The sequence below is a fragment of the Micromonospora cremea genome (assembly GCF_900143515.1).
Lineage (GTDB): Bacteria > Actinomycetota > Actinomycetes > Mycobacteriales > Micromonosporaceae > Micromonospora > Micromonospora cremea.
In genome coordinates, this window is the sequence record NZ_FSQT01000001.1 from 2,218,657 (window position 1) to 2,240,665 (window position 22,009).

Sequence of the window (22,009 nt, forward strand, 5' to 3'; positions counted from 1 at the left end):
GGAATGGCCTCCATCGTCGCGGTCATCGCCTCCACCCACCACCCCTTCTACTACAGGGCCAGCACGGCGACCGGAGAGGATCGGCCACCGTTCGCCGACGAGTGGACCCGCAAGATCCTGGCCTTCCGCGAGACGTTGACCCGGGCCCGGCCCGACGTGCTGGTGATGGTCGGCTCCGACCACTTCCACCAGCTCTGGCTGGACAACATGCCGCAGTTCCTGGTCGGTAAGGCGCCCTTCTACGACGCCAACTGGTACAACGAGGAGCGCGAGTTCGGGCTGCCCCGGATGCTGCTCACGGGCCAGGAGGACCTGTCCGCGCACATCCTGCGGGCCGGGCTCGACTCCGGCTTCGACCTGGCGTTCAGCAACGAGCTGCGCATCGACCACAGCATCACCTGCCCGATCATCACGCTGCGGCCCGAGGCCGACCTGCCGATCGTGCCGATCTACACGAACATCTTCGCGCCGCCGCTGCCGCAGCCGAAGCGCTTCGTCCAGCTCGGGCAGGCCATCCGCGAGATCGTCGAGTCGTGGCCGTCGCACCTGCGGGTGGCCGTCATCGGCACCGGTCACCTCTCGCTGGAGCTGGGCGGGCCCCGGCAGTTCGGCCCGCACGGCCCGGACCCCGAGTTCGACCAACGGGCCGTCGAGTGGATCGCCAACGGCGACCTCGACGGGTGCCTGCGCGAGGTCACTCTGGACAGCCTGCACTCGCCCGGCAACGCCACCCACGGCTTCATGGACTTCATGCTCATGATGGGCGTGGCCGGGGCCGGCGTGAAGGCCGACTACGTCGACACCCTCGACCTGTTCCACACCATGGAGGCGTACTTCACCTGGTACCCGAACGGAGCGCCGGCGGCATGAGCAGATACCTGCTGAACAAGTTCCTCTTCATGGTCGACCGGGACCCGGAGCTGGTCGAGCGCTACCGCAGCGAGCCGCGCGAGCTGGTCGCCTGGTGGGAGGCCGAGTGCGCCAACACGGTGCTGAACTGCCACGGCGGTGAGGCGAGCACCTGGCTGCGCTTCGACGAGGTGGAGCGGGAGGCGCTGGCCACCCACGACCACGTGAAGCTGTTCGAGTTGGGCGCGCACCCGTTCCTGACGCTGACCCTCTTCATCGCTCTCTTCGAACGGGACAACACCGAGCCGCTGGAGTACCAGAAGTCGTACGGCGCGCGGCTGGCCCACTTCGCCATGCCCTACCCGGACATCGCGACGTGATCCGCGCGGCCCTGCTCACCGCCTGCGGCACTCCGCCCACCCTCACCGAGCGGCCGGCGCCGGTGCCGGCCGACGGCGAGGTGGCGATCACCGTCGAGGCGGTGCCGATCACCCCGCTCGACGTGCTCTGCGCCACCGGCACCAGCTACTTCGGCACGCCGGCGACCCCGTACGTGCCGGGCGTGCAGGGTGTCGGCCGGCTCGCCGACGGCACCCCCGTCTGGTTCGGCACCTCGGCCGGCATGCAGCCCGGGATCGACGGCAGCATGGCGACCACGGTCGCGGTGCGCACCGCCGACGTGGTGGCGCTGCCACCCGACGTACCGCTGACCCTGCTCGCCGCCCTGGGCATCTCCGCGGTCGCCGCGCACGCGGCCCTGACCCACGCCGGCGGCCTGGTGGCCGGTGAGCAGGTCATCGTGCTCGGCGCCGGCGGTGTGGTCGGCCAGGCGGCCGTTCAGCTGGCCCTGCTCGGCGGCGCGCGGCGCGTGATCGCCGTGGCCCGCTCCACCTCGGCTCGGGCCCGCGCCGAGAAGCTCGGCGCCGCGGTCGCCGTCCCGCTGCTGCCGGATGACGACGTCGCGTCGATGGCCGGCCGGCTGCGCGACGCCGCCGACGGTCCGATCGACCTCGTCCTCGATCCGGTCTTCGGCGTTCCGGCCGCGGCGGCGCTGCGGGTGCTGCGCCCGGGTGGCCGCCTGGTCAACCTGGGCAGCGCCGCGGGCGCGACCGCGCCGATCGAGTCCGCCGTGCTGCGCAGCGGCGCGTTGCGGATGATCGGCTACACCAACAACGGGTTGTCGACCGAGCAGCGGGCGGCGTCGCTGGCCGTGGTGGCCGGGCAGGCGGCCGCCGGCCGGCTCACCGTCGACCACGAGATCGTGCCGTTCGCCTCGGTCGCGGACGCCTGGTCCCGGCAGGACAACGGCACCGCGGCCGGCCGCGTCGTCCTCGCGCTCTGACCGGACCCGGCCCCAGCCAGGGATCGCGAAACCCTGGATAGACCGCACCTGGTTGGGGCTCGGGGCCGGTGCCACGGTCGGTGCATGACACCTTCCACCTACACCGTCACCGGCCACTGGATCGGTGGCGAGATCGTCGCCGGCTCGGCCGGCACCCTTCCCGTCGTGAACCCGGCGACCGGCGACATCGTCGCCGAGACGCCGGCCGGCACCGCCGTCGACGTCGACCGGGCCGTCGCCGCCGCGCGGGCCGCCTTCCCCGCCTGGGCGGCGACCACCCCGCAGCACCGGGCGGACGTGCTGCGCCGCCTGGGCGCCGGCCTCGCCGCCCGGCAGGAGGAGATCGCCGGGGCGATCACCGCCGAGATGGGTTCCCCGATCGGCATGTCCCGGACCGCCCAGGTCGGTTTCCCGGCCGCCGTGATCGAGTCCGTCGCCGGCCTCGCCGACGACTTCGGCTGGACCGAGGAGGTCGGCAACTCGCTGATCGTCCGCGAGCCGATCGGCGTGGTCGGTGCGATCACGCCGTGGAACTTCCCACTGCAGCAGATCGTCTCCAAGCTGGCACCGGCCCTGCTCGCGGGGAACACGATGGTCTTCAAGCCGTCCGAGAACGCCCCGTTGACCGCGCGCATCCTCGCCGAGGTCGCCGCCGAGGCGGGCGTGCCGGCGGGCGTTTTCAACGTCGTGTACGGCACCGGAGCGGTCGTCGGCGAGGCTATCTCCGCCCACCCGGACATCGACATGATCTCCTTCACCGGCTCCACCCGGGCCGGGCAGCGGATCGGGGCGGTGGCCGCGGCGACCGTCAAGCGGGTCGCATTGGAGCTGGGCGGCAAGGGCGCGAACATCATCCTCGACGACGCCGACCTGCCGAAGGCGGTCACCACCGGCGTGCTGATGTCCTTCGCCAACGGCGGCCAGGTCTGCGGCGCGTGGCCACGGATGCTGGTGCCCGCCTCCCGGCAGGACGAGGTCGTGGCGCTGGCCGTCGAGGCGGCGAAGCAGTTCGCCGTGGGCGACCCGACCGACGAGGCCACCCGGATCGGTCCGATGGCCTCGGAGGCCCACCGGCAGAAGGTCGTCGGATACATCGAGCGGGGCATCGCCGACGGCGCCCGGCTGGTCCTCGGCGGACCGGACCGGCCCGAGGGCCTGGCGAAGGGCGCCTACGTGCAGCCGACGATCTTCGCCGACGTCGACCCGACCTCCGCGATCGCCCAGGAGGAGATCTTCGGCCCGGTGCTGACGATCATTCCCTACGCCGACGAGGAGGAGGCCGTTGCCATCGCCAACGGCACGCTGTACGGCCTGACCAGCGGCGTGTTCGGCGAGCCGGAGCACGCGCTGGCGGTCGCCCGGCGGCTGCGGGTGGGCCAGGTGGACGTGAACGCCGGCCACTGGAACCCGCTGGCCCCCTTCGGCGGCTACAAGCGGTCCGGCAACGGCCGCGAGTTCGGCCGCTTCGGGCTGGAGGAGTTCCTGGAGATCAAGTCCATCCAGCGCTGACCGCGCCGGACGCCCCGGCTCGCACCGTCGGGCCGGGCCGTCCGGTCCCGCCCGCCCTCGGTGCGTCCTTTGCTCTGCTTCAACCGGCGCAACGCCGGTTGTCCGGATAGCGGACGTGTGGTGTTGCGTGGGGTGAAGCAGAGCAAAGGACGCGGTGCAGGGTCGCCGCCGCCGGCTTACTCCGGACGCCGGAGCGGAACAGCGTGCCCCTGCTCGCCTGTTGCATCCCACGTGCCCGTTGACCGCCGGCACCAACCGATCGAGGAGTCACCGTGGACCGCGCCCAGCTCGCCAGCTTCCTGCGCACCCGACGCGAGGCGCTCCAGCCCGAGGACGTGGGGCTGCCCCGGGGCCGGCGCCGGCGTACCGGAGGGTTGCGGCGCGAGGAAGTGGCCGCGCTGAGCGGAATGTCCACCGACTACTACAGCCGGCTGGAGCAGCAGCGGGGCCCGCACCCCTCCGAACAGATGCTCGCCGCGCTGGCCCGTGGCCTGCGACTCTCCCTCGCCGAGCGGGACCACCTGTTCCAGCTCGCCGGTCACGCCGTCCCGCACCGTGCGGTCCGGGCCGACCACGTCAACCCGGGCATGATGCGGATCCTCGACCGACTGCACGACACCCCCGCCCAGGTGGTGAACCACCTCGGCGAGACCCTGGCGCAGACCGCGCCGGCGATCGCGCTGCTCGGCGACGAGACCCGGCACACGGGGCTGGCCCGCAGCCTGCACCACCGCTGGTTCACCGACCCCCAGACCCGGCGACTGCACCCGGCCCAGGACCACCAGACGCAGAGCCGGCTCCTCGTGGCGCACCTGCACGCGGCGTACACCCGCGACGGCCGGGGATCACGGGCGGCGGCGATCGTCGACGCCCTGCTCGCCGCGAGCCCGGAGTTCGCCGAGCTGTGGCGGGAGCACCCGGTGCCGGGCGGCTACTGCCCTCCGAAGCACTTCGTCCACCCCGAGGTCGGGCCGCTGGAGCTGCACTGCCAGACCCTGGTCGACCCCGACCAGTCCCAGACGCTGCTGGTCTTCACCGCCGTGCCCGGCTCTGAGAGCGACGAGAAGCTACGGCTGCTCACGGTCATCGGCGCCCAGCGCGTCTGACCCCGGTCAGCTCTTCAGGAACGCGAGCAGGTCCTTATTGATCTGGTCCTGGATCGTCGCCGTCATGCCGTGCGGTGCGCCCGGGTAGTAGATCTCCTTGGCGTTCGCGACGAGCTTCGCGGTCTTGTGCGCCGAGTCCTTCACCGGCACGATCTGGTCGTCCTCGCCGTGCATCACCAGCGTCGGGATGTCGAACTTCGCCAGGTCGTCCCGGAAGTCCGTTTCGGAGAACGCCTTGATGCTCTCGTAGGCGTTCCACATGCCGGACTGCATGCTCCACAGCCAGAACTGGTCGAGGATCCCCTTCGACACCTTCGCACCTGGCCGGTTGGCACCGTAGAACATCTGCGCCAGGTCCTGGTAGAACTGCGACCGGTCGGCGAAGAGCTGGGTCCGCAGGTCGTCGAAGGCGCTGATCGGCAGCCCCTCCGGGTTGTCCGCGCTCTGCACCATGATCGGCGGTACGGCGGACATGAGCACGGCCTTGGCGACCCGCTCCGTCCCGTGCCGGCCGATGTAGCGGGCCACCTCTCCCCCGCCGGTGGAATGACCGACCAGGGTGGCGTCCCGCAGGTCCAGTGCCTCGATGACCGCCGCCAGGTCGTCGGCGTACCCGTTCATGTCGTTGCCGCTGCGGGCCTGGCTCGACCGGCCGTGCCCGCGGCGGTCGTGCGCGACCACCCGGAATCCGTTCTGGACGAGGAAGAGCATCTGCCCGTCCCAGGCGTCGGCGCTCAACGGCCAGCCGTGGGAGAAGGTGACGACCGGCCCCTCGCCCCAGTCCTTGTAGTAGAGCTTGGTGCCGTCCTTGGCCTTGACGTAGCCCATGCCGATGCCTCCTGGTCGCGGGCCGGGAATCGGACGTACGCGCTACGGCGGGCACTACCGTGCCGACGCCGTACCTGCGGACACCATCGAACGGGTCCGGGACGGTCCTCCCCCCGATGCTAGGTGCGGCCGGCGGGCGGGACGGCTGCTTCGCCCGAATGCGGTCCATGCCAGCGCCGCGCAGCCGGGTAACGGGCCGGGCTGACGCCCAGGTGACGCCGGAAGTGGCGGGTCAGATGAGCCTGGTCGAAGAACCCTGCCGCGGCGGCGACCTCGGCGGGACGCCGCCCCTCGAGGAGCAGGCGACGCGCGAGCTCGACACGACGACCCGTCAGGTACGAGTGCGGCGGCAGCCCGTGCACGTGGGTGAATGTCCGGACCAGATGGGTCGGGTGGGCGTGCAGCAGTTCGGCGGCCTCCCGCAGCGTGACGCCCTCGACGGTGCGGGCGTCCAGCAGCTCACGCAGCCGGATTGCGAGGCCGCGCGCGGCCGGCTGGACGCTGGCCCGGGCCGGCTGGCGGAGCTGCTGGCGGAGCCGGTCCAGGATGAGCGCGAGCCGGCTGTCAGCCTCGAACTCGTCCCCGGGTGCGGCCAGCACCTGGTGCAGGTGGTGGATCCGGTGCCGCAGTTGCGGATCGGCGAGGTTCGGCCGGTCGACCGCCCGGCCAGCCAGCTCCGCACCGAGCGTCGAGGTTTCGAGGTACAGGACCCGCTTGCGGAAGCCGTGCGGCGTGGCGGCGCGGCCGTCGTGCGGCACGTACGGCGGCAGCAGGGTGACCGACGTCCGCAGCGCGCCGTGCCGGTGCCGGTCGAGGTCGAATCGGACCGCGCCATCGTCGACGATCAGCAGCGTCCACGCGTCGTGGGTGTGCGGCGGGTAGGCGTGATCCACGAAATGGGCGTGGAAGACCTCGGCGACCCCGGCTACCGCGGGTCGCCACGCGCTGACGTGTGAGCCCGTCGGCCGGGTGGCCACGCTAAGAACGTACAAGACCTGCCGGTGCCGGTTCGGGCAGGTTCGACGCCATGACCGAACCCATCCGCTTTCCCACCAAGATTGCCGTGCTGCTCCGCAACGACCTGGCGGGCTGGCAGCGGCTGAACGTCACCGCCTTCCTGGTCAGCGGCGTCGCGAACGCCGAGCCGGAGTTGCTCGGCGAGGAGTACCGCGACGCGGACGGCACCACGTACCTGCCGATGTTCCGCCAGCCGGTGCTGGTCTTCGCCGGCGACCGGGCCACGCTGGCCGGCGCGCACTCGCGCGCGCTCACCCGCGGCTTACGCCTCTCGATCTTCACGCAGGAGCTGTTCGCCACTGGCAACGACCGGGACAATCGCGCCGCCGTGCTGGCCTCCGGTCGGGAGAAGCTCGACCTCGTGGGGTTGGCGCTGCACGCCCCTCGCAACGTGGTGGACAAGGTGCTCAAGGGCGCCAGCATGCATCCCTGACCCGTCGCCCCCGCCGCGGAGACGTTGATATCGACGTGCATGACTGTAATGATTAACAGACTTTACAGTTGCAACCGCCGCCCGGAAGGACCAGACATGGCGCGACGATTGGATGGGGCAACCCCCCGCCAGCCCCGCACCCGGTTAATCACCGCGCTCGTTGCGGCCCTGCTCGCCGTACCGACAAGCCTGGCGGGCACCGCCACCGCCGCGTCCGTGGCCACGACGGGCCCCATCACCGGGTACGGCGGCAAGTGCGTCGACGTGGCCGCCGCGAACCCGGCCAACAACACCCCGGTCCAGCTCTACACCTGCAACGGCTCCGGCGCCCAGCAGTGGACGGTGGCCGACGACGGCACGATCAGGGCGCTCGGCAAGTGCCTCGACATCGCCGCCGGCAGCACCGCCAACGGCGCCCGGGCGCAGATCTACGACTGCAACGGCACCGGGGCGCAGCAGTGGTCGTCCACCGCCGGGCAACTGGTCAACCCGACGTCCGGCAAGTGCCTCGACGCGACCGGCCCCAGCTCCGCCGACGGCACCCCGCTGCAGATCTGGAGCTGCACCGGCGCCGCCAACCAGACCTGGACGTTGCCGACCGGCGGAGGCACCCCGCCGCCCCCGTCGGGCGGCTTCACGCACCCCGGGGTGCTGGTCAGCCGGGGTCAGCTCGACTTCGTCCGCGGTCGGGTGCAGGCCGGCGCGCAGCCGTGGGCGTCGGCCTACAACCAGATGATGGGCAGCCGGTACGCCTCGCTGTCGCGCACCCCGGCGCCCCGCGCGGTCGTCGAGTGCGGCTCCTACTCCAACCCCAACAACGGCTGCACCGACGAGCGTGAGGACGCGATCGCCGCGTACACCGACGCGCTCGCCTGGTACGTCACCGGAGACGCCCGGTACGCGCAGAAGTCGATCCAGATCATGGACGCCTGGTCGGCCACGATCACCGCGCACACCGGCAGCAACGCGCCACTGCAGACCGGCTGGGCCGCCTCGGTCTGGCCCCGGGCCGCCGAGGTCATCAAGTACACGTACACGAGCTGGCCCAACGCCAACCGGTTCGCCACGATGCTGCGCAACGTCTATCTGCCGATGGTCCGCAACGGCTCCGGCAGCAACGGCAACTGGGAACTGACCATGATGGAGGCGACGGTCGGAATCGCGGTCTTCCTGGAGGACCGGGCCGTCTACGACGCGGCGGTCGCCCGCTTCCTCAACCGCACCCGGGCCTTCGTCTACCTGCCCAGCGACGGCGCGCTGCCGTACACGATGCCCGGCAGCGGCCTCGACACCAGTGCGGAGATCATCGGCTACTGGCACGGCCAGTCCACCTTCGTCGCCGGCCTCGCCCAGGAGACCTGCCGCGACTTCGTCCACACCGGGTACGGGATCTCCGCCATCTCACATGTCGCAGAGACCTCCCGCGTCCAGGGACGGGACCTGTATCCCCAGGTCGGTGAGCGGCTGCGGCAGGCGCTCGGCTTGCATTCGCGCTACCAGCTCGGCGAGGCGCCGCCCTCCTGGCTCTGCGGCGGCAGCCTCACCCGGGGCCTCGGCCCGATCACCGAGGTCGGCTTCAACGCGATGAGCAACCGGCTGGGCAACGTCATGACCAACACGCAGACTCTCACGCTGCAACAGCGTCCCGCCGGCAGCAACAACCTCTTCGTCGCCTGGGAGACGCTGACCCACGCCAACAACCCCAACTGACCGTGCCACCGTGGGTCGGCGCCGAGTTTTCGGCGCCGACCCACAGCGGTGTTCAGCCATCGGCCCCCAGTGCCACCACCGGGCTGACCCGCGATGCCCGCCGGGCCGGCAGCACCCCGGCCAGCGCGGTCAGGACGACCAGCGTCACGAAGAGCCCGACCAGCGGCAGCACCGGCACGCTCAGCGGTGCGTTGATCCCGAGGGTCTGGACCGCCAACCAGGCGTACGGGACGCCGAGCAGCAGACCGATGGCCGCACCGATCACCCCGTAGAGGCCGGACTCGACGGTCAGCATCGTGCGCAGGCCGGCCCGGGACAGGCCGATCGCACGGAGCAACCCGGACTCGCGTACCCGCTCCACGACCGACAGCGCGGTCGTGGAGCCCACGCCGACGACCGCGATCAGCACGGTCAGGCTGACCAGGCCGACCGCGATCCAGAGCAGGGTGCTCATCAACGAGTCGTTGCGGTCCCGTTCGTCGGCGAGCACCGACAGGCCCACCCCGTCGCTGCCTCCGATCGCCTGCCGCAGCGCCCGCACGCCGGCGGTGCGGCCGTCCTCGCCGGAGCCGGCCGCGTCGGCCAGCAGACCGGTGTACGCCGGCGGCACGCCGAGCCGGTCCAGGTCGGCCCGGTCGACGAGGATGCCGGCGTGCAGCGGGCCGTCACCGGGCAGGACCGCGGCGACCCGCACGTCAGTCGTGCGCGCAGCGATGGCGAGCGTGACGGTGTCGCCGGCACGCAGGCCGGTGTTCCGGGCAACCCGGCTGGTCAGCACGATCCGGCCGGGGCCACGGTCGGCCAGCGTGCCCTCTGCCACGTCGAGATCGCCGGTGGTGGGCAACGCCGCCACGTCCAGGTCGTTCGTCGGGTAGCCGGGCTCGACGTCGCCGAGCTTGTCGGCACCGCGCATCAGCGTGACGTCGTCGATCCGCCGGTACGGCAACACTCGGGCCAACGCGCCGCGCGCTGCCTCGGCCCGGGTCACGACAGCGGCCGGCAGCGTGCCACCGTTGCCGGTGACCTCGAAGTCGGCCGGTGCGGAGAGCGCCATCTCACGGTCGACGAGGACCTGCAGCGACGCGCTGCCGATGACCACCCCGGAGATCAGGGTCACGCCGAGCGCGACCACGACGGAGACCGCGGCCGCCCGGCGCGGCGCCCCGCCGATCCCGCCGACCGCCATCCGGCCGAGCGGCCCGAGCTGGCGCAGCGGCCAACCCAGCACGGCCAGCACCGGACGCACCAGCAGCGGCCCGAGGGTCACCAGCGCGAAGAACGCGAGTGCGCCGGATCCGACCAGGAGGAGCAATGGCTCCGTCGGGTCGTACGACGGCTGCTCCGGCTCCGGCAGCTGGCTGATCGTCGCGACTGCGGCCAGGACCGCGCCGGCGACCAGGAGCAGTCCGAACACCAGACGCAGTACCCCGATGCCGCGCCGACCGGGGGTGGTGCTCGCGGTGCGCAGCGCCTCCAGCGGGGAGACCCGGGCGGCCGAGAGTGCCGGCGCCAGGACGGCCAGCACGGTGATCACGACGGCGCCGGTCACCACCGCGACCGCCGCCGCGAGTGGCAGGCCCGGCGACGAGACGGCGTGCCCGGTGGAGCGCAGGATCGCCGGCAGCGCGTACCCGAGGGCGAGGGCGCTGGCGACCCCGACGACGCCGGAGACCAGCCCGGTCAGGGCTCCCTCGGCGGTCAATGCCCGGACCAGGGTGCCCCGACTCGCGCCGACCGCGCGCAGCAGCGCGAGCTGCCGCATCCGCTGGGCGAAGACGATGCGGAAGGTCGAGGTGACCACCAGCGCTGCCGCGACGACCGCGATCGAGACGAACATGCCGACCAGGATGAAGAGCCCCCCGACCTGCTCTGCCGCCGCGTTGGCCTCCGCCTCGCGCACCTCGGCGCCGGAGCGGATCGGCTGGTTGGCCGCGACCGCCGCGGTCAGGCGTTGGCGGACGGCCTCCGCCGACTCACCAGGGGCCACCCGCACATCGACGTGCTCCACGGCCGTCAGGTGCGCCCAGGAGGTCACGAGGCTGTCCGGGGCGTACGCGTCGACGCCGGCGTCGGCGGCGGTTTCGACCACGCCGGTCACGGTGAGCCGGGTGGGTGTGGTGAGTTCGCCGGCCGTGCCGTTGGTCGTGGCGCCGACCGCGAGCCCGAGCCGCTCGGCGGTGCGCGGGGTGATGGCGATTTCGCCGGGCTGGTCCGGGTAGCTGCCCTCGATCACCCGGACCGTGGACAGCGGCCCGGTGCCGGGATCGGCCTGCAGGTTGAGGTACCCCTCGCCGAGGGAGACCCCGATCGCCATCCGGCCCACCGCCTCGGCCACACCGGGCACGGCGCGGACGCGCTGCAACTCCGCCACGGTGGGCGGCGGCTGCTCGGGGTCGCCGATCACCAGGTCCGTGGTGGCCGGGGTGCCGCTGAGGTTGTCCCGCACGGTCCGTTCGGTGATCTGCTGCACCAGGACGGCGCCGAAGACGACGAACGACGCGACCAGGATCGCCAGGCCGGTCAGGACCAGCCGGCCGGGCCGCCGGGCCGCGGCGCTCGTCTGGGTACGCAGCACCGTCGCCCTCATGCGCCGACCGCCAGATCACGCAGCGCGTCGGTGACCGACACCTGGTCCGGCTTGTCGATCTCGCCGGCGACCCGGCCGTCGGCGAGCAGCACCACCCGGTCGGCGTACGCGGCGGCGATCGGGGCGTGGGTGACCATGACGACGGTCTGCCCCAGGTCGCGCACCGAGTCGCGCAGGATGGTGAGCACCTCCGCGCCCGAGCGGGAGTCGAGGTTGCCGGTCGGCTCGTCGGCGAAGACCACCTCGGGCCGTGCCACCAGCGCCCGGGCCAGCGCGACCCGCTGCTGCTGGCCCCCGGAGAGCTCGCTGGGCCGGTGGCCGAGCCGCTGGCCGAGCCCCAGCACGCCGACCAGGTGCGTGAAGAGGTCAGCGTCGGGCTGCCGGCCGGCGAGATCCAGCGGCAGGGTGATGTTCTGCGCGGCGGTGAGCTGTGGCAGCAGGTTGAAGGACTGGAAGACGAACCCGATCCGCTCCCGGCGTACCCGGGTCAGCGTCCGGTCCGACTGGCCGGTCAGCTCCGTTCCGCCGAGCAGGACCCGGCCGGAGGTGGCCGTGTCGAGACCGGCGAGGCAGTGCATCAGGGTCGACTTGCCGGACCCGGACGAGCCCATGATCGCGGTGAACTCGGCCCGGCCGAAGCCGACCGAGACCCCGTCCAGGGCACGGACCGCGGTGTCCCCGCTGCCGTACACCTTCACCAGGTCGACCGCGGCGACCGCGGCCTGGCTGGTCTCCGGCGGGGCATGCGTTGTCATTGTTCCTCCAGTGGCTGCGATGTGACGTGGGAAGCGTCGCTGCCGCCAGCCGATGCGCGCATCGGCCCGGGGCCAGGTATCACCGGCGTCGGGTCTGCCTTTCGGCTGATCTGCCAGTCCCGCCTGGCTGGCTACGCTGGGTCACCATGAGCCCGCCGGATCTTCGACGTTTGTGGGTACGCCTGGCCCAGGCCGCCGGCCTGGTGGCCATTGGCCTGCTCACCCTCTTCGACCTGCGGTTCAGCGCGTCCGGAAACATGAGCGTGGCCGCTCTCCTGCTCCTGCTGGTGCGGCTGGGGCTGGCGGTGGCGACGGTGCCGCTCTGGCTGCCGGTGCACCGGCTGGGTTCCCGTCGACTGCCACTTGCCGCGCTGGCGCTCGCCACCGCCTCACTTGCCGTGACCGCGGCGATCCGGGTCCTCGCCGACAGCAGCTACGTGCTCGGCGGCAGTTGGGGGCTCGCCGAGTCGGCCGGGCTGCTGGGGGTGGTCTTCGTGGTGGCCCGCTGGGGCGCGCCCCGGCTGGCCCCGTGGGCGGCGGTGGCCGCCGGCCTCGCCGTGGCCGCGTTGCCGCTGCGGGCCGGCACCGACAGCCTGCTCGTGATCTTCGGTCTGCTCCAGGTGCTCGCCGCGGCCGGCGCCGCCGGGGTGGGGCTCTACCTGCGGATAGTCGCCTCCGGTCGGGAGCGGGCGATCGCGTTGGTCCGGGCCGAGCAGCGCGCCGAGTTCGCGCGTGACCTGCACGACTTCATCGCCCACCACGTGACCGGCATCGTGGTGCAGGCGCAGGGTGCCCGGTTCGTCGCCGAGCAGGACCCACAGCGGGTGATCGTCGCCCTGGAGCAGATCGAGCGGGCCGGCGCGGAGACGATGGCCTCGATGCGACGAATGGTGGGGATCCTGCGCAACCCAGACGCACCGCCGGACGCACCGCTGGCCCCGCTGGCCGGTGTGACCGATCTGGCGCCGTTGCTGACGGGGTTCAACGGCACGGCGAGCGCCCCGGCGCGGCTGCACGTCGACGGCGATCTGGACGGGCTGCCGGTGGAGGTCTCGACCTCGGCGTACCGGGTGGTGATGGAGGGGCTGACCAACACCCGCCAGCACGCGCCGGACGCCCGGTCCGTGGACGTGGCGGTGCGACGTACTCCGGACTGGTTGCTGGTCCGGGTGGCCGACGACGGCGCGTCTCCGCGCACCGCGCCGGCGCGGGGGCACGGCTTCGGCCTGATCGGCCTCACCGAGCGGGTACGCGCCCTCGGCGGCACGATCACCGCCGGGCCCGGCGTCGCCGGCGGCTGGGTGCTCGATGCGGCGTTCCCGCTGCGCACGGCGGTGCGCTGATGATCCGGGTGCTGATCGCCGACGACCAGGCGATGGTCCGCACCGGCTTCGGCATGATCATCGGGGCGCAGTCGGACATGGAGGTGATCGGCGAGGCCGCCGACGGGGTCGTCGCCGTCGAGTTGGCCCGGCGACTACGCCCGGACGTGGTGCTGCTGGACATCCGGATGCCCCGCCTCGACGGCCTCGAAGCACTGCGGCTGCTCGCCGGACCGGGCGTCGCCGACCCGGTCCGGGTGGTCGTGGTGACGACCTTCGACCTCGACGAGTACGTGCACACCGCGCTCTCCAACGGCGCTTGCGGCTTCCTGCTCAAGGACTCCGGGCCGGCGCTGCTGGTGGAAGCGGTCCGCGCGGCCGTCTCCGGTGACGCGCTAATCAGCCCGTCCATCACGGTACGACTGCTGGAGCACCTCAGCTCGCCCGCTCCGGCGCGCGACGACGCCGGGTTGTCACCGCGGGAACTCGACGTCGTGAAGCTCGTCGCCCGGGGGCTGACCAATGCCGAGATCGCCGCCCAGCTGTTCATCGCCGTCGGCACGGTCAAGACGCACCTGGCCAGCGTGCAGATGAAGCTCAAGGCCCGCAACCGGGTCGAGATCGCCGCCTGGGCCTGGGAACGCCGCCTCGTGGGCTAGCGCGGGTGCCGGCATCTTGCGACGCTAACGGTTGTGTATGACTACGACCTGGTGGTGCTGGGCTCCGGACCCAGTGGGCAGAAGGCCGCGATCGCCGCTGCGAAGCTGGGCAGGCGGGTCGGCATCGTGGACCGCCGCGACATGATCGGTGGGGTGTGCATCAACACCGGCACCGTCCCGTCCAAGACGCTGCGCGAGGCGGTGCTCTACCTGACCGGGCTGAGCCAGCGGGACCTCTACGGCAGCAGCTACCGGGTCAAGGAGGAGATCACGGTCAGCGACCTGGCCGCCCGGACCCAGCATGTGATCACCCGGCAGACCGACGTCATCCGCAACCAGCTCGCCCGCAACCGGGTCGCGATGATCACCGGCACGGGCAGGTTCGCGGACGCGCACACGATCTGGGTCGACGGCGGCTCCGGGCGCGAGTCCAGGGTCACCTTCGACAAAATCATCATCGCCGCGGGCACCCGCCCGGCCCGCCCGGACAGCGTCGACTTCGACGACCGGACCATCGTGGACTCTGACGGCGTCATCAACCTCCAGGCCGTGCCCCGCAGCATGGTCGTGGTCGGCGCCGGTGTGATCGGGATGGAGTACGCGTCCATGTTCGCCGCGCTCGGCACCAAGGTGACCGTGGTGGAGCGCCGGGACCGGATGCTCGATTTCTGCGACGAGGAGATCGTCGAGTCGCTCAAGTACCACCTGCGCGACCTGTCCGTGGCGTTCCGCTTCGGTGAGGAGGTCGCCGCCGTCGAGAAGCACCAGACGGCGGCGCTGTGCATCCTCAAGAGCGGCAAGAAGATCGTCGCGGACACGGTGATGTACTCGGCCGGCCGGCAGGGCCAGACCGACGACCTGGCTCTGGAGGCAGCCGGGCTGGAGGCGGACAGGCGCGGCCGGATCAAGGTCGACGCCAACTACCGCACCTCGGTGGAGAACATCTACGCGGTCGGTGATGTGATCGGCTTCCCGGCCCTCGCGTCCACGTCGATGGAGCAGGGCCGGCTGGCTGCGCAGCACGCCTGCGGCGAGCCGATCCGGGAGATGCACGGCCTCCAGCCGATCGGCATCTACACGATTCCGGAGATCAGTTTCGTCGGGCAGACCGAGGCGCAGCTGACCGACACCTCGACGCCGTTCGAGGTGGGCATCGCGCGCTACCGCGAGCTGGCCCGCGGCCAGATCGTGGGTGACTCGTACGGCATGCTGAAGCTGCTCGTCTCCCCCGACGACGGCCGGCTGCTCGGCGTGCACGTGTTCGGGACGGCCGCGACGGAGATCGTCCACATCGGGCAGGCGGTGATCGGCTGCGGCGGCACGATCGACTACCTGGTCGACGCGGTGTTCAACTACCCGACACTGGCCGAGGCGTACAAGGTGGCCGCCCTGGACGCGTCCAACAAGATCCGTAACATCACACGCATCGACGGCTAGCACACGTGCCTGCGTAGTGCTGCTGCAACCGGTTTCGGACCGACAGGAACGGATCGAAGAGCATGGGCAACGGTCGACTGACGGCCCGGGAGATCGCCCGTCTGGCCGGCGTGTCCGTCGCGACGGTCTCCCGGGTGTCCAACGGCACCGGCCAGGTGTCCGAGGAGACCCGCCGCCGAGTGTTGCGGGCCATCGAGGAGCACGGGTACCGGCCACACCACCTCGGCCAGGCCCTGGCCGCCCGTCGCCACGGCGCCGTGGGTCTGGTCTTCCCGGGGCTGTCCGGGCCGTACTTCTCGGAGCTGATCCAGGGCTTCGAATCCGAGGCGGTCAACTCCCGGACCAGCGTGCACATCCTCTGCACCCATCTGCGCGCCGACTCCGACGCGGAGGTGATCGAGATGGCGCACCGGGTGGACGGTCTGGCCGTGCTCGGTGGCACCCTCTCCGACGAGACGCTCGAAGAGCTGGCCGGAATGCTCCCGGTCGTGGTCCTGGCCGGCGGTGGACCGCCCGGGGTGCCGGCCGTACGGGTCGAGAACACGGACTCGACGGCCGCCCTGACCCGGCACCTGTTGGCCGACCACGCGTTGCGTCGGCTGGACTTCGTCGGCAACCCGAGCGGGTCGCCCGACGTGAGCGAACGCTGGGCCGGCTTCCGCGAGGCGCACCGGCAACTGGGCCTGCCGCTGCCCCGGGCCCCGATCCGGGTCGGGTTGCAGCAGCCCGACGGTGTCTTCGCCGCCGAACAGCTGCTCCGCCGGAGCATCCGCCCGCAGGGCATCGTCTGCGCCAACGACGAGACCGCCCTCGGCGTGCTCGTCGGCGCGTCCGGTCTCGGGCTGCGGGTGCCCGAGGATCTTGTGATCACCGGTTTCGACGACACACCGATGGCGGCCCTCGTCACCCCCGCGCTGACGACCGTCCGGCAGCCGGTCCGCGAGCTGGCCGCGCAGACCGCACGGCTGCTGATGCAGGTGGCCACGGGGGACGTCGACCGCAGCGGGCCGACCCTGGTGCTGCCAACCGATCTGGTCGTCCGGCGTAGCTGCGGCTGCGCGGCGCCCACCACACCAGGCTCCACGCCGACCGGCCGCCGTGCCGAGACTGGCCTTCGCCACAGCCGCTAGCACCGAGCGGCCGGCTTCGGGTAGGCGGCGCGGTACGCGAAAAAGTCGCAACTCCCCGGGCGCAACCATCGCAGAAACCGGTTACAGTGCTCGGACCGGACCACACGACACACCTGGAGGTGCCCCGGTGACGAGCGCAAGCGACCACCAGACGGCAGACGCCCGATCCGACTGGGAGGCCCGTATCGCGCTGCGCAGCGATGAGGAGGGCACGACCAGCGGCACGCCGCGGCTCGCCCCGCCCGGTGACCTGGTGGCCACCGCCGGAGTCGGTCACGTTCGACTGTCCTGGTCGCCGGTCTCCGGCGCCGTCGGCTACCTGGTGCACCGCGCACCGCTGCGCGACGGCGTACCCGCCGGCGACCTCACCCCGATCGACCACCTGGGCGGCGACGTCCTCTCGGTGCCCGACACCTGGTACGTCGACACCACCGGCGAGCCCGGCCAGTCGTACGCCTACGCGGTGGCCGCCGCTCCCGAGGTCACCGTGACCGGCCCGCTCAGCGTCCCGGTCCACGCCGCCGCGCTGGCGGCGGACGGCACCACCCCGACCGTCACGATGCGGGTCGACGCCGCCGACGCGGGCGTGCCCCTGCACCGGCCGTGGCAGCCGATGATCGGCAGCGAGCGCCTGTCCCAACTGCTCTGCACGGACACCTCCGGCGGTCGGGAGATCGGCACCGAGCTGTTCGCGGCGCTGCGCCGCATCCGCGCGGAGGTCGGCGTGGAGACGGTCCGCGCGCACGCGATCCTCCACGATGACCTGGGCGTCTACCGCGAGGTCGACGGCGAGCCGGTGTTCGACTTCACCGGCGTCGACCGGGTCTACGACCTGATCCTCTCCATCGGCCTGCGACCGGTCGTCGAGATCGGCTTCATGCCCCGCGACCTGGCCAGCGACCCGGAGCGGACGGTCTTTCAGTATCGCGGCGTCATCTCCCCGCCGAAGGACTGGCAGCGCTGGGCCGAGCTGGTGCGGGCGCTCGTCGCGCACCTGCTGGAGCGGTACGGCGACACCGTGCTGACCTGGGACTTCGAGGTGTGGAACGAGGCCAACCTCGAGGTGTTCTGGTCCGGCACCCGGGACGAGTGGATGCGGCTCTACGACGTCACCGCCAAGGCGGTCAAGGACGTCGACCCGCGGATTCCGGTCGGTGGGCCGTCGTCGGCCGCGGCCGGCTGGGTCGACGCGCTGCTGGAGCACGCCAACCGATCGGGCGCAGCGGTCGACTTCGTCTCCACCCACACCTACGGCAGCCCACCGCTGGACCTGCGTCCGACCCTGCACCGCCTGGGCTTCCCGGACGCGCGGATCCTGTGGACCGAGTGGGGCGTCACGCCCACCCACTTCCACCCGGTCAACGACGGCACCTCGGCGGCGACCTTCCTGCTCAGCGGCATGCGCTCGGCCGCCGGCCGGGTCGACGCGCTCTCCTACTGGGTGGCCAGCGACCACTTCGAGGAGCTGGGCCGCCCGCCCCGACTGCTGCACGGCGGCTTCGGTCTGATCACCGTCGGCGGCATCGCCAAGCCCCGCTACCACGCCCTGCGGATGCTCGCCCAACTCGGCGACACCGAGCTGACCGTCCGGGCCTCCGGAGACGGCGCGGACGGGCTGGTGCAGAGTTGGGCCAGTCGACGCGCCGACGGCAGCGTCGCCGTACTGGTCTGGGCCTCCACCCTCGACCAGTCCAAGCGCGACGGTGATCCGGCGTTGGCCCGGCAGATCCGGCTGGCCGTCGAGGGTGCCGCCGGCCGTACGGTCACGGTGACCCGCCTCGACCGCGAACACGGCGACGTCACCACGCTGGCCGAACGGCTCGGCGTCGGCGACTGGCCCGCCGAGCAGCAGTGGGAGGCGTTGCGCGCCGCCGACTCGCTGCCGACCGAGAAGGTCGACCCTCGGGTCAGGGGCGGGGCCGCGGTGGTCGAGCTGCACCTGCCCCAGCCGGGGGCCGTGCTGATCGAGGTCGCCGGGAGCTGAGCGGTGACCACCCCCGCTGAGATGTCGGCAGGCCGCGGGTCGGACGGCCCTCGGATCCGGGCCGGTCGTGGTCAGGTGAGCGTCGACTGGGATCGGGTGCCCGACGCCGTCGGTTACCTGGTGCACCGGGCCGACGGTGACGGCCCGTACCAGGTGGTCGACCATCGCGGCGGCGACCTGCTGGCGGTGCCCGGTCCGCCGTACGCCGACACCACCGTCGAGCCCGGACGGACCGTGCGGTACGCGGTGCGCCCGGTGCTCGACGCGGACCGGCCCGGCGACGGCCCGCTCGGGCCGCCGTCCGCGCCGGTCGCCGCCAGGGCCGACGGCGACGGCCTGGTCGAGGTGAGCGTCGACGCCGCCCGCCCGCTCGGGCCGGTGCACCGCCCGTGGCGGGACATGATCGGTTCCGAGCACCTGAGCCTGCTGCTCAGCACCGAGCGGGTCGGCGGCGAGCAGATGGGCGCCGGGCTCGCCGCCGCGCTCGCCCGGGTGCACCGCGAGCTGGGCGTCGAGCGGGTACGGGCGCACGGCATCCTCGGCGACGACCTCGGCGTCTACCGCGAGGTCGACGGCGAACCCGTGCACGACTTCGCCGGCATCGACGCGGTGCTGGACGCGCTGGCCCCGACCGGGCTGCGACCGGTGCTGGAGTTGTCGTTCACCCCCCGCGCGCTGGCTCGCGACCCGTCGCGGGTGGTGACCGACGCCGGCGTGTCCAGTCCACCCCGCGACTGGGATCGCTGGGCGACCCTGGTCGGGCACCTGGTCCGGCACCTGCGGTCCCGGGTCGGCGACGCCGAGCTGCGCCGGTGGGCGGTCGAGGTGTGGAACGAACCCGACCTGGACTGCTTCTGGACCGGCAGCCGGGAGGACTACCTGCGGATGTACGACGTGACCGCCCGCGCCGTGCGGGCGGCCTGCCCCGGCCTGCCCGTCGGCGGGCCGGCGACCGCGGCGACCAGGTGGATCGAGCCGTTCCTCGATTACGTCGACGCGTCCGGCGCTCCGCTGGACTTCCTCTCCACGCACGTCTACGGCAGCCCGCCGCTGGACCTGCGCCCGGCGCTGGCCCGGCACGGACGGGCCGGCACGCCACTGCTCTGGACCGAGTGGGGACCCTCCCCCACCCACTTCGCACCGGTCAACGATTCGGTGCTCTCGGCGACCTTCGTGGCCACCGGGATGCAGGCGGCGGCCGGCCGGGTGGCCGCGCTCGCCTGCTGGGTGGCCAGCGACCACTTCGAGGAGCTGGGCCGACCACCCGCGCTGCTGCACGGCGGGTTCGGGCTGCTCTCGGTGGGCGGCCTGGCCAAGCCCCGGTTCTGGGCGCTGTGGATGCTGGAGCAGCTCGCCCCGGCGCAGCTCGACGTCCGGCTCGACGGCGACGGGGCGGGCACGCTGGTCCGGGTCTGGCCGTCGGTCGACCCGCGGACCGGGCGGCTCGCGGTGGTGCTCTGGAACGGCACCCTCGACCAGGGCGTGCTCGACCGGTCCGACCAGCTCGACCGGCTGCACCGGTCGATCCGGCTGCGGGTGGACGGGCTGCCGCACGGCGCGTACGAGCTGCGGCACCGGCGGCTCGACGAGCGCACCTCCAACCTGGGCGCCACCGCGCGCCGCCTCGGCGTCGACGAGTGGCCGACCGACGAGCAGTGGGCCGCCCTGCGCGCCGCCGATCACCTCGCCGACGCGACCCCGCCGGTGACCGTCACGCCGGATCGCGGCACCGTCGCGCTGCCGGTCACCCTGCCCATGCCGTCGATCTCGCTGCTGGAGCTGACCCCGCGATGACCGGAACCGGACCCTGGTGGCGCGAGGCCGTCACCTACGAGGTCTACCTGCGCTCCTTCGCCGACGCCGACGGCGACGGCCTCGGCGACCTGGCCGGCGTACGGTCCCGGTTGCCCTACCTGGCCGACCTCGGCGTCGACGCGGTCTGGCTGACCCCGTTCTATCCCAGCCCGGACCACGACGCCGGCTACGACGTGTCCGACCATCGCGACGTGGACCCGCGCGTGGGCACTCTCGCCGAGCTGGACGGGCTGATCGCCGACGCGCACCGCCGCGGCCTGCGGGTGGTGGTCGACCTGGTGCTCAACCACGTCGCCAGCGCCCACCCCTGGTTCGTCGCGGCCCGCGCGGCCGGCCCCGGCTCGCCGGAACGGGACCGGTTCCACGTCCGGCCCGGCCGAGGCGTCGCCGGGGAGTTGCCGCCGAACGGCTGGCGCTCCATCTTCGGCGGGTCGGCATGGGCGCCGTTCGGGGACGGCGAGTGGTACCTGCACCTGTTCGACATCGAGCAACCCGATCTGCGCCACGAGCATCCCGAGGTGGCAGCGGACGCCGCGGCCACACTGCGGTTCTGGCTGGACCGGGGGGTCGACGGGGTGCGCTTCGACGCCGCCGGCTCGCTGGTGAAGGACCCGGCCTATCCGGAGTTGCCGGACGGCTGGCGGGCCGGCGACCCGTCGCCGTTCAGCGATCGCGACGACGTGCACGAAATCTACCGGCGGTGGGCACGGCAACTCGCCGCGTACCCGGGTGACCGGCTCGGCGTGGCCGAGACCTGGGGTGGGCCGGAGATCATCGAGCCGTACCTGCGCCCGGACGAGCTGGGGCAGGCGTTCGCGATGGACCCGATCTACTGGCCGCTGCGCCCGGAACCCTGGCGGGCGGGGGTGGACGCGCTGCTCGCCGCCACCACCCGACACGGCCGGCTGCCGGCCTGGGTGCACGGCAGCCACGACGTGAGCCGGGCGGCGCAGCGGTGGGGCCGCGACGGGGCCCGGGCCGTGCTGCTGCTGATGCTCGCGCTGCCCGGCGCGGTGTACCTCTACGCCGGAGACGAGCTGGGCCTGCCCGAGGTGGCACTGGCCGACGACGAGATCCGGGACCCGGTGTTCCGCCGCTCGGCGGGCGCCGACCGGGGGCGCGACGGCGCGCGGGTGCCGCTGCCCTGGACCGAGCAGCCGGCACCGTACGGCTTCGGGCCGGCCGGGTCGACGCCGTGGCTGCCCCAGCCGGCCGGCTGGGGCGGCTTCTCGGTGGCCCGCCAGGCCGACGACCCGACCTCGGCGCTGGCCCTGACCCGGGCGGCACTGCCGCTGCGCGGGACGTGCTGGCGCGGCCGGCCGGCGGAGGTGTCCTGGCTGGACGCCCCCGCCGACTGCCTCGCCTTCGAACGTGGCGCCGGCGGCCCCCGGTGCCTGGTCAACCTGGGCGACACGCCGGTCGACTGGCGACCGTACGGCCAGCGGCTGCTGCTCTCCAGCGCCCCGGTGGACGGGGCTTCGCTGCCCGGCCACTCGACCGCCTGGCTGCGCTGACCGGACCCGCGC

Annotated in this window: 18 protein-coding genes; 14 read left to right on the top strand and 4 right to left on the bottom strand. The window is 72.7% G+C overall.

Translation table 11 applies throughout. The features are described 5' to 3' along the window. Nucleotides 1-3 precede the first annotated feature (3 nt). From BUS84_RS10235 to BUS84_RS10255, 5 genes are all read left to right on the top strand, one after another. Nucleotides 4-870 (top strand): DODA-type extradiol aromatic ring-opening family dioxygenase, encoded by an 867-nt coding sequence (locus BUS84_RS10235; RefSeq protein ID WP_074310830.1) that lies wholly within the window; start codon nucleotides 4-6, stop codon nucleotides 868-870. Beyond that, on the top strand, nucleotides 867-1,229 hold the full coding sequence (locus BUS84_RS10240) for a hypothetical protein (protein ID WP_074310832.1): 363 nt from the start codon (nucleotides 867-869) through the stop codon (nucleotides 1,227-1,229). Before BUS84_RS10235 ends, BUS84_RS10240 begins: the two co-directional genes overlap by 4 nt. Then, nucleotides 1,226-2,191 carry a quinone oxidoreductase family protein gene (locus BUS84_RS10245; protein WP_084757314.1) on the top strand — a complete coding sequence of 322 codons (966 nt, stop codon included), beginning with the start codon at nucleotides 1,226-1,228 and terminating at the stop codon, nucleotides 2,189-2,191. Before BUS84_RS10240 ends, BUS84_RS10245 begins: the two co-directional genes overlap by 4 nt. A gap of 84 nt (nucleotides 2,192-2,275) precedes the next feature. After that, nucleotides 2,276-3,700, top strand: coding sequence for an aldehyde dehydrogenase family protein (locus tag BUS84_RS10250; RefSeq protein WP_074310834.1), 1,425 nt, complete (start codon nucleotides 2,276-2,278; stop codon nucleotides 3,698-3,700). Between the two features lie 272 nt (nucleotides 3,701-3,972). Further along, on the top strand, nucleotides 3,973-4,806 hold the full coding sequence (locus tag BUS84_RS10255; protein WP_074310836.1) for a helix-turn-helix transcriptional regulator: 834 nt from the start codon (nucleotides 3,973-3,975) through the stop codon (nucleotides 4,804-4,806). Between the two features lie 6 nt (nucleotides 4,807-4,812). On the opposite strand, the gene BUS84_RS10260 is transcribed toward BUS84_RS10255, so the two are convergent. Continuing rightward, on the bottom strand, nucleotides 4,813-5,634 hold the full coding sequence (locus tag BUS84_RS10260) for an alpha/beta fold hydrolase (RefSeq protein ID WP_074310838.1): 822 nt from the start codon (nucleotides 5,632-5,634) through the stop codon (nucleotides 4,813-4,815). Between the two features lie 119 nt (nucleotides 5,635-5,753). Then, entirely contained in the window at nucleotides 5,754-6,611 is an 858-nt protein-coding gene (locus BUS84_RS10265; protein WP_084757315.1) for a helix-turn-helix transcriptional regulator, read from the bottom strand. Between the two features lie 50 nt (nucleotides 6,612-6,661). On the opposite strand from BUS84_RS10265, the gene BUS84_RS10270 reads away from it, so the two are divergent. Beyond that, on the top strand, nucleotides 6,662-7,084 hold the full coding sequence (locus BUS84_RS10270) for a DUF2000 domain-containing protein (protein ID WP_074310840.1): 423 nt from the start codon (nucleotides 6,662-6,664) through the stop codon (nucleotides 7,082-7,084). 96 nt (nucleotides 7,085-7,180) lie between these two features. After that, nucleotides 7,181-8,794 (top strand): ricin-type beta-trefoil lectin domain protein, encoded by a 1,614-nt coding sequence (locus tag BUS84_RS10275; protein WP_084757316.1) that lies wholly within the window; start codon nucleotides 7,181-7,183, stop codon nucleotides 8,792-8,794. A gap of 52 nt (nucleotides 8,795-8,846) precedes the next feature. Here the strand turns inward: BUS84_RS10275 and BUS84_RS10280 are convergent, their stop codons facing one another. Together BUS84_RS10280 and BUS84_RS10285 are read right to left on the bottom strand one after the other, a co-directional pair. Further along, nucleotides 8,847-11,381, bottom strand: a complete 2,535-nt coding sequence (locus BUS84_RS10280) for an ABC transporter permease (RefSeq protein WP_074310844.1) — start codon at nucleotides 11,379-11,381, stop codon at nucleotides 8,847-8,849. Then, nucleotides 11,378-12,136 (bottom strand): ABC transporter ATP-binding protein, encoded by a 759-nt coding sequence (locus tag BUS84_RS10285; RefSeq protein WP_074310846.1) that lies wholly within the window; start codon nucleotides 12,134-12,136, stop codon nucleotides 11,378-11,380. Before BUS84_RS10285 ends, BUS84_RS10280 begins: the two co-directional genes overlap by 4 nt. A gap of 146 nt (nucleotides 12,137-12,282) precedes the next feature. Between BUS84_RS10285 and BUS84_RS10290 the strand changes: the two genes are divergently transcribed. The 7 genes from BUS84_RS10290 (at nucleotide 12,283) to BUS84_RS10320 (ending at nucleotide 21,997) form a co-directional block, all read left to right on the top strand. Then, entirely contained in the window at nucleotides 12,283-13,479 is a 1,197-nt protein-coding gene (locus BUS84_RS10290; protein ID WP_074310848.1) for a sensor histidine kinase, read from the top strand. After that, nucleotides 13,479-14,117 carry a response regulator gene (locus BUS84_RS10295; RefSeq protein ID WP_074310850.1) on the top strand — a complete coding sequence of 213 codons (639 nt, stop codon included), beginning with the start codon at nucleotides 13,479-13,481 and terminating at the stop codon, nucleotides 14,115-14,117. The genes BUS84_RS10290 and BUS84_RS10295 overlap by 1 nt, the downstream gene beginning before the upstream one ends. Before the next feature lie 33 nt (nucleotides 14,118-14,150). After that, nucleotides 14,151-15,554, top strand: a complete 1,404-nt coding sequence (sthA, locus tag BUS84_RS10300; protein WP_074310852.1) for a Si-specific NAD(P)(+) transhydrogenase — start codon at nucleotides 14,151-14,153, stop codon at nucleotides 15,552-15,554. Between the two features lie 62 nt (nucleotides 15,555-15,616). Next, nucleotides 15,617-16,684: a LacI family DNA-binding transcriptional regulator gene (locus BUS84_RS10305; RefSeq protein ID WP_084757317.1), complete on the top strand. Its 1,068-nt coding sequence runs from the start codon at nucleotides 15,617-15,619 to the stop codon at nucleotides 16,682-16,684. A gap of 127 nt (nucleotides 16,685-16,811) precedes the next feature. Beyond that, nucleotides 16,812-18,668 carry a GH39 family glycosyl hydrolase gene (locus BUS84_RS10310; RefSeq protein ID WP_074310854.1) on the top strand — a complete coding sequence of 619 codons (1,857 nt, stop codon included), beginning with the start codon at nucleotides 16,812-16,814 and terminating at the stop codon, nucleotides 18,666-18,668. Nucleotides 18,669-18,671: 3 nt separating this feature from the next. After that, entirely contained in the window at nucleotides 18,672-20,462 is a 1,791-nt protein-coding gene (locus tag BUS84_RS10315) for a GH39 family glycosyl hydrolase (protein WP_084757318.1), read from the top strand. After that, on the top strand, nucleotides 20,459-21,997 hold the full coding sequence (locus tag BUS84_RS10320; RefSeq protein ID WP_074310856.1) for an alpha-amylase family glycosyl hydrolase: 1,539 nt from the start codon (nucleotides 20,459-20,461) through the stop codon (nucleotides 21,995-21,997). The genes BUS84_RS10315 and BUS84_RS10320 overlap by 4 nt, the downstream gene beginning before the upstream one ends. The last annotated feature ends 12 nt before the right edge of the window (nucleotides 21,998-22,009 follow it).